Below are 8,100 nucleotides of genomic sequence, written 5' to 3' on the forward strand. Positions count from 1 at the left end.
TACCTTCTCCCGGGCGGGCGGGGGTGGGGGGGGGCCCGGGGCCCCCCGCCGCACACCGCCGTCGGCGCGGTCCCGGCACGGCCGGCGGGCCCGCGCGGAATGTCACAGGCGCGGGGTGTCGAACCAGTCCCTCGTGTCGGGCCCCGTGGCCAGGAACAGCAAGACGGCGCCCAGCAGGGCCCCGGCGCTCCACGCCCTGTGGTGCGCCAGGGCGCCGACGACCCCGGCGGTGATCACCAGCCAGCCGGCGACGACCGCGCCGAGGCGGACACCGTTGCCGCCCTTCGCGATCTTCAGCGCGACGACGAGCGACATCACGGCCAGCACGGCGAAGGGAAGGGCTTCGAGGAACAGGAGGCCCATGACCAACTCGCCGAAGGCGCCGCTCCTGACCGTGGCGCCGGCCACCGCGAACCGCAGGGCCACGGTGCCGCTGACCGGGACCACGAGGAAGAGGATGACGCGGACGGCCCTGACAGCGGTCGGTATGCGGGTCATGGCGGGCATCGTGAAGGGCCCCGGCTCGGCGGTCAACGACCCGGTGCGGCAGGTGCGCAGACGTGATCCCGCCGAGCCCTATCCGCAACCGGGTCAGACCGGTTCGGTCAGGCGCCGGGCGGTCTGGGCCGCGCGCTGGGACGCCCGGTGCCGCCGGCCGCGTCGGGTCAGCCCCCACGGTTTGAGCACGGAGATCACCGTCATGAAGACGTATGCGGTCAGGGAGACGATCGGGCCCATCAGGACGCCGCGAGAGCTGGGCAGCGGCTCGCCCGCGGCAATGTCCTGGACCGTCGAGTTCAGCCCGGGGCGCAGCACGAGGAGCGTGGCGGCGGTCGTGGCCAGGGTCAGCCAGAACTTCGTGTAGACCCACCGGTGCCGTGCCAGCCCCCACGGGGTACCCAGGGACAGCACCAGACCGCTGAACACGGTGAGGAAGGCGACGGGGAGCAGGAGCCAGTCGGCGAAGAGTCTCATGGCGCGGACCGAGGTCTCCACGGTCACCGTGGACTGCGTGGTGACGGCGGCGATCCCGAGGGCGAGCAGTCCGAGGGAGAGGCCGAGCCAACTGGCGGAGGCGACCACATGGACCACGAGGAAGGCACGGCGTGCGGGGCGGCTTGTTCTCACCCGCCACACGGTGCCGGACGGCGGCGCGGCCGGCGTCCGACGAGGGGAGTAATCCCGCGTACCGGCCTCGGCGTACGCGGCCGGGCCTCCTCCGTTCGGGTGCGCGTGGGCCACGGCGCCGACCGCGCGGCCCGCCCGCCGCTCACGCTGGGGACAGCGCCCCCACCGGGCCGGCACCCCCTGATCAAGGAGAGCGACATGCCCATCGATACCGTCGAGCGATTCCTGGCCGCCCTCGACCCGCACCACCGGGAGCACGTCCAGGGCCTGTCACGCGAGGAACAGGAGAGCCTCGCCGCCGCCTGGGAGACGGAGCTCCAGCAGGACACCGACCTCGACACCCTGAGCGAGCTGTCGCCGCCCGCGGCCGAGTGTGAAGCGGCGGCTCGCGTGGCCAGGAAGCTCCTCGAACACTGAACCAGGACTCGGACCCGGCGGCCGGCCTCCGTCGCCGGCCATCGGGGCGCGCCCGTACGCACTCCGGGTCCGTGTCGCGGCAGTACGCGGCCACCGACGCCGTACTCCCCCAGTGGTACGGGTGCGCCGCTCAGCCCGCGGCTCTCATGGGGCCCCGGGTCACCGGCGGACCAGCTGGGTCTCGGCGGCGTCCAGGTCCGCCGCCGGGACGGGCGCGGGACGGCGGGCGGTGTCGCTGACCTTGAGCAGGAGGGCGACGAGCAGCCAGTTGGCGACCATCGCGGAGCCGCCCTGGGCCAGGAACGGCAGGGCCTTTCCGGTGAGCGGAATGAGCCCGGTGACACCGCCGGTGACGACGAACACCTGGAGCACCAGCGTGGTCGCCAGGCCGGCGGCCAGCAGTTTGCCGAACGGGTCGGTCACGGTGACCGCCGTGCGCAGGCCGCGTTCGGCGAGCAGCGCGTACAGCAGGATCACGGCCATCACTCCGGCCAGGCCGAGTTCCTCGCCGACCGTGGTGAGGATGAAGTCGCTGCGCCCGGCGAAGCCGATGAGTTCGGGATGGCCCTGGCCGAGGCCGGAACCGAGCATCCCGCCGGAGCCGAAGCTGAACAGCGCCTGGGCCGCCTGGTCGGAGATCAGACCGGCCGGCCGCTGCTCCGGGGGGAGGTAGATGTCCATCGGGTGCAGCCAGGCGACCACTCGGCCGTGAACGTGCGGTTCGAAGGAGCCCACGACGAAGGCTCCGACGGCGAACATGCCGACGCCGAACACCACCCAACTGGTCCGCTCGGTCGCGACGTACAGCATGATCACGAAGGCGCCGAAGAAGATGAGCGAGGTGCCGAGGTCCCGTTCGAGGACGAGAACGAGCAGGCTGATGACCCATACGGCCGCGATCGGGCCGAGCTGGCGCCCTCGGGGCAGGTACATGCCCATGAAGCGTCGTCCGGCCAGGGCCAGGGCGTCCTTGCGGAGCGTCAGGTACCCGGCGAAGAAGAGCACGATCACGATCTTCACGAACTCGCCGGGCTGGAAGGACAGCGGCCCGAGGAAGATCCACCGCTTGGCACCGTAGACGTCGCCGGGATACAAGGCCGGGGCCATCAGCAGCACCAGGCCCACGGTGACGGCCAGGTAGGGATAGCGCTGGAGCCGGCGGTGGTCCCTGAGCGCGACCACGACCGCGATGAATCCGAGTACCGCGAGGGCGACCCACATGATCTGCCCGCCGACCGCCGCGGGCGAGCCGTACCGGGCCTGGTAGGCGATGTCGAGGCGGTGGATCAGGATGATGCCCAGGCCGGTGAGCAGGGTGGCCAGGGGCAGGATCAGCGGGTCGGCGTGGGGGGCGAACCGCCGTACCGCCAGGTGGCAGAGCAGCGGGGGCAGGGCCAGAACGGCGACGTGGACCACCAGATCGGGCGGCAGGCTGCCCGTGAGGGCGAGGGAGCTGCCGGCGTGGCCGAATCCGCAGATGAGCACGGCTCCCAGCAGCAGCGCCAGTTCCAGATTGCGGCTGACCGGATCGCCGCCCCGACTCGCTGCTCCGACCCGACTGCCCATGACAGTTCCCCCCGTCGCGTTCCGCCGGACTCCCGTCTCCGGCCCGGCGACACCCGGCACGACTATACAGTTGCGCAATGACGCAACTAAACGTCGCGGGACCGGGATGCCCGGGGGGCGGCCCCGGGACCCGCGCGGTCCCGGGGCCGGTGACCGTCAGGTTCCGGCGGCCGCGGTCACGGCCTGCCGGGCCGCGCGCTCCACCAGGGAGACGCCGTCGCTCATCGACGCGCTGCCGTCGGACAGCACGGCGACGAGGTAGCGGTGTCCGTCCACCGTGACCCGTCCGACGCTGTTGACGTCCCAGAGCCCGGAGGTGGTGCGCTGGAGCCAGCCGTTCTTCAACGCGTACTGGGCACCGGAGGCCGCCGAGACACCCCATGCCTGGTCGCTCGCGATGCGGCTCATCAGCGTCCGGACGTAGGTCCGGGACTCCTTGTTCAGGGGGGAGCCGGTCTTCGACGCCCCTGCGCTGTCGAACACCGACAGCAGCAGGCGGACCTGGTCACTGGCCGTCGTCCGCGTCAGCCCCCACTTGACGCCGGGACCGCCCTTGGTCGAGGTCAGCCCCAGGCGCTTGTTGGCCGCCTCGAGACCCGGCGCCATGCCGATCTCGCGCCACAGGGCGTTCGCCGCCGCGTTGTCGCTCTTGCGGATCATCGGCTCGGCCAGGGCGCGTTCATGGGCGTTGAGATGCCGGCCCGCGTCCTGGGCCTGAAGCAGCAGCGCCGCGAGAATGTCGACCTTGATGATGCTGGCGGTGTCGTACGGGGCGTCCGTGCCGTACAGCAGCGGCGTCCGGCTCGCGCCGTCGAGGTTGAGCACCGCCGCCGTCACCCGCGCCTTGCTCTGCGACTGCGGCGCCGCCGGGGCGGCCGCCGCCGTGTGGGCCTGCTCCGCCGGGGCGGGCGCGGCGACCGCGGGTGCCGCGTGCAGCGCGCCGAGGGAGAAGAGGGTCGTCACCGAGGCCAGGAGGGCACCGGCGCAGGCGCCGGCGCGGCTGCCCCGGCGCCTTGCCGAGGTCGCCGAGGTCTTCGAATACGACAGGGAACGCGGATGGGACATGGTCGGGCAGGCCTCCGCAAGGGGTCGTCAAACGGGGGGACTGCTGGCGAAGGTAGACAAAATGTGCGCCAGGCGAAGTGGCCGCCGTCACTGCGAACCCGTTTCGACCCGAATTGTGAGAAGGCCCACCCAGGCACCCACCCCCGTCCCCAGCCCCCGTCACCGACCGATCACAGCAAGCCGCGCGGCCGTCTCACCGGCGCCGCCGGGACGTCCTGCGCCGAGCCTGGGCCGGGCTGGACGCCGGGCGCGCCACGACCGCCGGGACCACGAGTGCGGCCTGCCTGGCCCGTGGCGGCGCCGCCTGCCCGAGGTCTCGTTCGAGTTCGTCGAGGGCCCTGCGAGCCGCCGCGATCCGGGCGGCGAGGTGATGCTGGACGACCGGGGGGTCACCGGCGTCCGCCGCTTCGGCGGGCTCGTCCCTCTCCATCTCCCGGGCCTCCTCCAGGGACGTGATGACCACGCCGATGAGGACGTTGACCAGGACGAAGGAGGCCAGCAGGACGTAGGAGGCGTAGTAGACCAGGCTCCAGCGCGACACCTCCAGGCCGCTGTGGACCGCGTCGCCGATGCCGTCCAGGGTCATCAGCAGGAAGAGGGTCAGCACGGCGCGGCCTATGGAGCCGTAGTGCTCGGGGTCGTGGCTCCCGAAGAAGACCCAGCCGACCATGGCGTACACGTACAGCAGCAGGGCACCGACCAGGAGGAAGCTCATGGTGCCGGGCAGACTGCGGACCACCGCCACCAGCACGATGCGCACCTGCGGCAGGAAGCGGGCGGTGCGCAGCACACGCGCCAGCCGCAGCAGCCGCAGCACCGTGGCGTTCTCCCGTACGACGGGCACGAAGGCGCACAGGACGACGACCAGGTCGAAGGAGTTCCACGGGTCCTTCCAGAACTCCCGCGGGCGGTCGGCGTAGGCCAGCATGCGGACGAGGATCTCCACCGTGAAGGCGGCCAGGCAGACGTGTTCGGCCTGACGTAACCAGTGGTGCCACTGTGCCGCCAGACCTGAGTACGTCTCCACGCCCAGCAGGGCGGCGTTGAGGAGGATCACCGCGAAGACGCCGAGGGCGAACCAGCGGGCCTCGGTGACGGTCCGGCAGCGGTGTGCCAGCTCTCCGCGCAAGGACCGCGATGCGATGTCGGCGTTCTGATCGTGCTGCTCCGGCATCTGCTGCCCTTGCTCCTTCACATGCGGTGGCAGTCCCGGCCGACCGGGCTGGAAGGACGGGCTGGTTGAGTGATGATCATCCTCCAACACGGATGTCCGCGGCACCGTGGGCGGCGACACGTTCGCGGACCGCGTACCGCACGTCGTGCGTGCGGTACGCGGTCACCGTGTGCGCTCGGTCCCGGGCCGCGGCCCGGTGGTCACCTTCGGGTGCCGCAGGACGGGCAGAAGGCCGCGCCGTCCGGCAGGTCCTGGTGGCAGGAGGAGCAGTTGTCCGTCTGGGCGAGGCGGTGTCCGCAGGCGGGGCAGAAGGTCGCGCCCCTGGTCTCGGCGCGGCACTGCGGGCAGACCAACTGGCGCGGCGTGGAGACGTCGTAGTCCTGGCCGCGCTGCTGCCCGGCGTCGTAGGCACGCTGGGCGGCCATGTCGTTCAGGCCCCGCTGCTGGGCCGCCTGGGCCTCCGCCGCGGTGTCCGGGGAGCAAGTGAGGCAGAGCCCGAGGCCCGCGTTCCAGCAGCGGCCGCAGACGTAGGCCGTACAGCGGGGGCAGCGGTCGAAGTGGCCCTGCGCGTTGGCGATGGCGCGGGTGAACGCCGCGTCCCGCTGGGTTCCGTAGTTCGCTCCGGCCAGCCCGTCGGCCGCGTCGGAGACGCCCCGGGCGGCGCCGCCGCCGATGACCGACCAGGCCGCGTTCGCCCCCCGCGACAGCCAGCCCGCCATCTGGCCCGCCCGGAAGGGCTCGAACGGGGAGCGCCAGGTGTCCGAGCAGCGGGAGCAGTAGAACTCGAACTGGAAACCGGCGCCGGTCCCGTGCTGCTCGCACAGGTCGCGGTGATTGTTGTTGAAGTAGATCTCGGTACTCATGGTGCGTTCCCCCCCAGGGCCGACCTTGTGACGGTGTTCCACCCACGCGACGCCCGTCCTCGTCGTGCGGGTTTCCGGAATTCTGCCAGGCGCGCGAGCGCCCCGGCACCCGCTGTCCGGCGACTGGTCCTGGGACAAACGGGTACGCGTGTGGTGAACAGATACAGCTGAAGACTCGGGCAGCGCCGGCGCTGCCCGCGGGTTCGGCCCCGTGGACGTCCTGTGCCTGCGCTCGTCGGGCTCTGGCTGGTTCTGCCGGCCTCAGGTCGAAGGGATTCCGGTCATGACTGACGACACCAGCGACTCCGTCCGCGCACAGGCCCGCCCGGCCGACCCGACGCCGGTCGCCTACGCGGATCCGGCCCCGCTGGGCCTGGCGGGGCTCGCGATGAGCACCATCCTGCTGTCCATCATCAACACCAACCTGCTCGAGGAACCCGCCGCGATCTTCCCGGTGCTCGGGCTCGCCGCGTTCTACGGCGGCCTGGCCCAGTTCATCGCGGGGCTCTTCGAGTTCCGCCGCGGCAACACCTTCGGCGCGACCCTGTTCGGTTCCTTCGGCGCCTTCTGGTTGACGTACTGGTGGCTCGTGCCGCGGGTGGCGGCCGTCGGCGACGCGCACAACGCCCTGGGCCTGTTCCTGCTCGCCTGGGGCATCTTCACCGCGTACATGGCGGTGGCCGCGCTGCGCACCAGTCTCGCCGTCCTCGCGGTGCTGGTGCTGCTGGCCATCACCTACGTCCTGCTGGCGATCGGCGAGTTCCAGGGCGGCATGGCACTGCACGTCGTCACCCAGATCGGCGGCTGGTTCGGCATCGCGTCGGGACTGGTGGCCTGGTACGCCTCGGCGGCCGCGGTGATCAACGCCACGCACCGGCGGACCCTGCTGCCCACCTGGCCCCGCTGAGCCGTCCCGCGGGAGGATGGCGGGCTCCCCACCCCCGTCCGGCCCGGACCGCACCCGTGCCCCGGGCCGGGCAATACACCGCCGTTTCGGGGTACCCGCAGAAGTGAAGCACTCCTCGTTACGGAGGCGGTCATGCTCGTCCTCGGCGTCATTCTGCTCGTCGTCGGCTTCGTCACCGGCATCTCGATCCTGTGGACCATCGGCATCATCCTCGCCGTGATCGGCGCGATCCTGTGGATCCTCGGATCGATGGGCCACGCGATCGCCGGTCGCCGTCACTACTGGTGACGGGCCTGCGACAACGGGAGCGGCGGCCTGCGGGCCGCCGCTCCCGTCGGTGTCTGCCGAGTTGGGTGTCCCTCAGTGCCTGCCGAGGTGGTACCGACCCGGCGTTCAGTGGGCGTGGCCGGAGCCGCGGCCGGACATCCGCCAGATCCTGATCTCGCGCAGGAGCCCCGGCATCTCCTTGATCAGCGCTGCGAGCACCAGCCCGCCCACCAGGGCGGCCTCCACCGCCAGCAACTGTTTAGCTGTCATCCCCGTTCCTCCCTTCTGTCCTTCTGGCCCTTTGTCCTGACCCGGTCCTGCCCCTGACGCGGCCCGTCATCCGGGCGAGATGTTCGGCATGGCCTTCATGATCGCGTCGTGCTTCTTCCAGTGGATGCCCGTGGACCGCCGGGCATCGGAGGTGCCGTCCCTGTGGTGCCCCGTCTGCCGCTCGTACGGACCGAAGTTGCCCTGGTGCAGTCCGGTGACGTGCCCGGGGGTGTCGGGCTTCACGTCACGCCTGCCGACTCTGATCGTGCCCATGGTCTGCTCCTCGTCTCCCCCGATGCCTCTCCCCCGGTCACCGGTCCGGCTCGCGCGTTGCGAGCGGTTCAGCCGTGTTCGGCTCCGTAGGTGGGGGTGTGGGTGGTGGTGAGGGTTTTGCCGTTGCCGAGGTACATGTGGACGCCGCAGGGGAGGCAGGGGTCGAAGCT

The 8,100-nt window shown here is 71.6% G+C and carries 11 protein-coding genes; 3 read left to right on the top strand and 8 right to left on the bottom strand.

Features of this window, described 5'->3' with window-relative positions; translation table 11 throughout:
* Positions 1–102: 102 nt before the first annotated feature.
* Together ABZ818_RS41810 and ABZ818_RS41815 are read right to left on the bottom strand one after the other, a co-directional pair.
* The gene (locus ABZ818_RS41810) at positions 103–498 is read right to left on the bottom strand and encodes a hypothetical protein (protein WP_361427304.1); all 396 of its coding nucleotides are present in this window, start codon (positions 496–498) and stop codon (positions 103–105) included.
* Between the two features lie 93 nt (positions 499–591).
* On the bottom strand, positions 592–1,128 hold the full coding sequence (locus tag ABZ818_RS41815; protein WP_361427307.1) for a DUF2269 domain-containing protein: 537 nt from the start codon (positions 1,126–1,128) through the stop codon (positions 592–594).
* A 198-nt stretch (positions 1,129–1,326) separates the two neighbouring features.
* Here ABZ818_RS41815 and ABZ818_RS41820 point away from each other — a divergent pair, with 198 nt between their 5' ends.
* Positions 1,327–1,545: a hypothetical protein gene (locus ABZ818_RS41820; RefSeq protein ID WP_141367217.1), complete on the top strand. Its 219-nt coding sequence runs from the start codon at positions 1,327–1,329 to the stop codon at positions 1,543–1,545.
* 159 nt (positions 1,546–1,704) lie between these two features.
* Here the strand turns inward: ABZ818_RS41820 and ABZ818_RS41825 are convergent, their stop codons facing one another.
* The 4 genes from ABZ818_RS41825 to ABZ818_RS41840 all read right to left on the bottom strand — a co-directional run bounded on the left by ABZ818_RS41825 (position 1,705) and on the right by ABZ818_RS41840 (position 6,213).
* Entirely contained in the window at positions 1,705–3,111 is a 1,407-nt protein-coding gene (locus ABZ818_RS41825; RefSeq protein ID WP_361427311.1) for an FtsW/RodA/SpoVE family cell cycle protein, read from the bottom strand.
* Between the two features lie 156 nt (positions 3,112–3,267).
* Positions 3,268–4,176: a serine hydrolase gene (locus ABZ818_RS41830; protein WP_361427314.1), complete on the bottom strand. Its 909-nt coding sequence runs from the start codon at positions 4,174–4,176 to the stop codon at positions 3,268–3,270.
* Between the two features lie 193 nt (positions 4,177–4,369).
* Positions 4,370–5,350: an ion transporter gene (locus ABZ818_RS41835; protein WP_361427317.1), complete on the bottom strand. Its 981-nt coding sequence runs from the start codon at positions 5,348–5,350 to the stop codon at positions 4,370–4,372.
* Between the two features lie 200 nt (positions 5,351–5,550).
* A complete protein-coding gene (locus ABZ818_RS41840) occupies positions 5,551–6,213 on the bottom strand; it encodes a zinc ribbon domain-containing protein (protein ID WP_361427320.1) in 663 nt (220 codons plus the stop codon).
* 283 nt (positions 6,214–6,496) lie between these two features.
* Here ABZ818_RS41840 and ABZ818_RS41845 point away from each other — a divergent pair, with 283 nt between their 5' ends.
* The gene (locus ABZ818_RS41845; protein ID WP_361427323.1) at positions 6,497–7,120 is read left to right on the top strand and encodes an acetate uptake transporter; all 624 of its coding nucleotides are present in this window, start codon (positions 6,497–6,499) and stop codon (positions 7,118–7,120) included.
* A 132-nt stretch (positions 7,121–7,252) separates the two neighbouring features.
* Positions 7,253–7,408: a DUF6131 family protein gene (locus ABZ818_RS41850; RefSeq protein ID WP_361427326.1), complete on the top strand. Its 156-nt coding sequence runs from the start codon at positions 7,253–7,255 to the stop codon at positions 7,406–7,408.
* Positions 7,409–7,513: 105 nt separating this feature from the next.
* On the opposite strand, the gene ABZ818_RS41855 is transcribed toward ABZ818_RS41850, so the two are convergent.
* Together ABZ818_RS41855 and ABZ818_RS41860 are read right to left on the bottom strand one after the other, a co-directional pair.
* Positions 7,514–7,657: a hypothetical protein gene (locus ABZ818_RS41855; RefSeq protein WP_361427329.1), complete on the bottom strand. Its 144-nt coding sequence runs from the start codon at positions 7,655–7,657 to the stop codon at positions 7,514–7,516.
* A 66-nt stretch (positions 7,658–7,723) separates the two neighbouring features.
* Positions 7,724–7,930 (bottom strand): hypothetical protein, encoded by a 207-nt coding sequence (locus ABZ818_RS41860; protein ID WP_141367202.1) that lies wholly within the window; start codon positions 7,928–7,930, stop codon positions 7,724–7,726.
* Positions 7,931–8,100 lie beyond the last annotated feature (170 nt).

The sequence above is a fragment of the Streptomyces sp. NPDC047453 genome, from assembly GCF_040643155.1.
In the GTDB taxonomy this organism is placed as follows: Bacteria; Actinomycetota; Actinomycetes; order Streptomycetales; family Streptomycetaceae; genus Streptomyces.

Coding starts and splice junctions, on each gene's coding strand:
- ABZ818_RS41810 (WP_361427304.1), bottom strand. CDS start 498: ATGACCCGCATACCGACCGCTGTCAGGGCCGTCCGCGTCATCCTCTTC.
- ABZ818_RS41820 (WP_141367217.1), top strand. CDS start 1,327: ATGCCCATCGATACCGTCGAGCGATTCCTGGCCGCCCTCGACCCGCAC.
- ABZ818_RS41825 (WP_361427311.1), bottom strand. CDS start 3,111: ATGGGCAGTCGGGTCGGAGCAGCGAGTCGGGGCGGCGATCCGGTCAGC.
- ABZ818_RS41830 (WP_361427314.1), bottom strand. CDS start 4,176: ATGTCCCATCCGCGTTCCCTGTCGTATTCGAAGACCTCGGCGACCTCG.
- ABZ818_RS41835 (WP_361427317.1), bottom strand. CDS start 5,350: ATGCCGGAGCAGCACGATCAGAACGCCGACATCGCATCGCGGTCCTTG.
- ABZ818_RS41840 (WP_361427320.1), bottom strand. CDS start 6,213: ATGAGTACCGAGATCTACTTCAACAACAATCACCGCGACCTGTGCGAG.
- ABZ818_RS41845 (WP_361427323.1), top strand. CDS start 6,497: ATGACTGACGACACCAGCGACTCCGTCCGCGCACAGGCCCGCCCGGCC.
- ABZ818_RS41850 (WP_361427326.1), top strand. CDS start 7,253: ATGCTCGTCCTCGGCGTCATTCTGCTCGTCGTCGGCTTCGTCACCGGC.
- ABZ818_RS41855 (WP_361427329.1), bottom strand. CDS start 7,657: ATGACAGCTAAACAGTTGCTGGCGGTGGAGGCCGCCCTGGTGGGCGGG.
- ABZ818_RS41860 (WP_141367202.1), bottom strand. CDS start 7,930: ATGGGCACGATCAGAGTCGGCAGGCGTGACGTGAAGCCCGACACCCCC.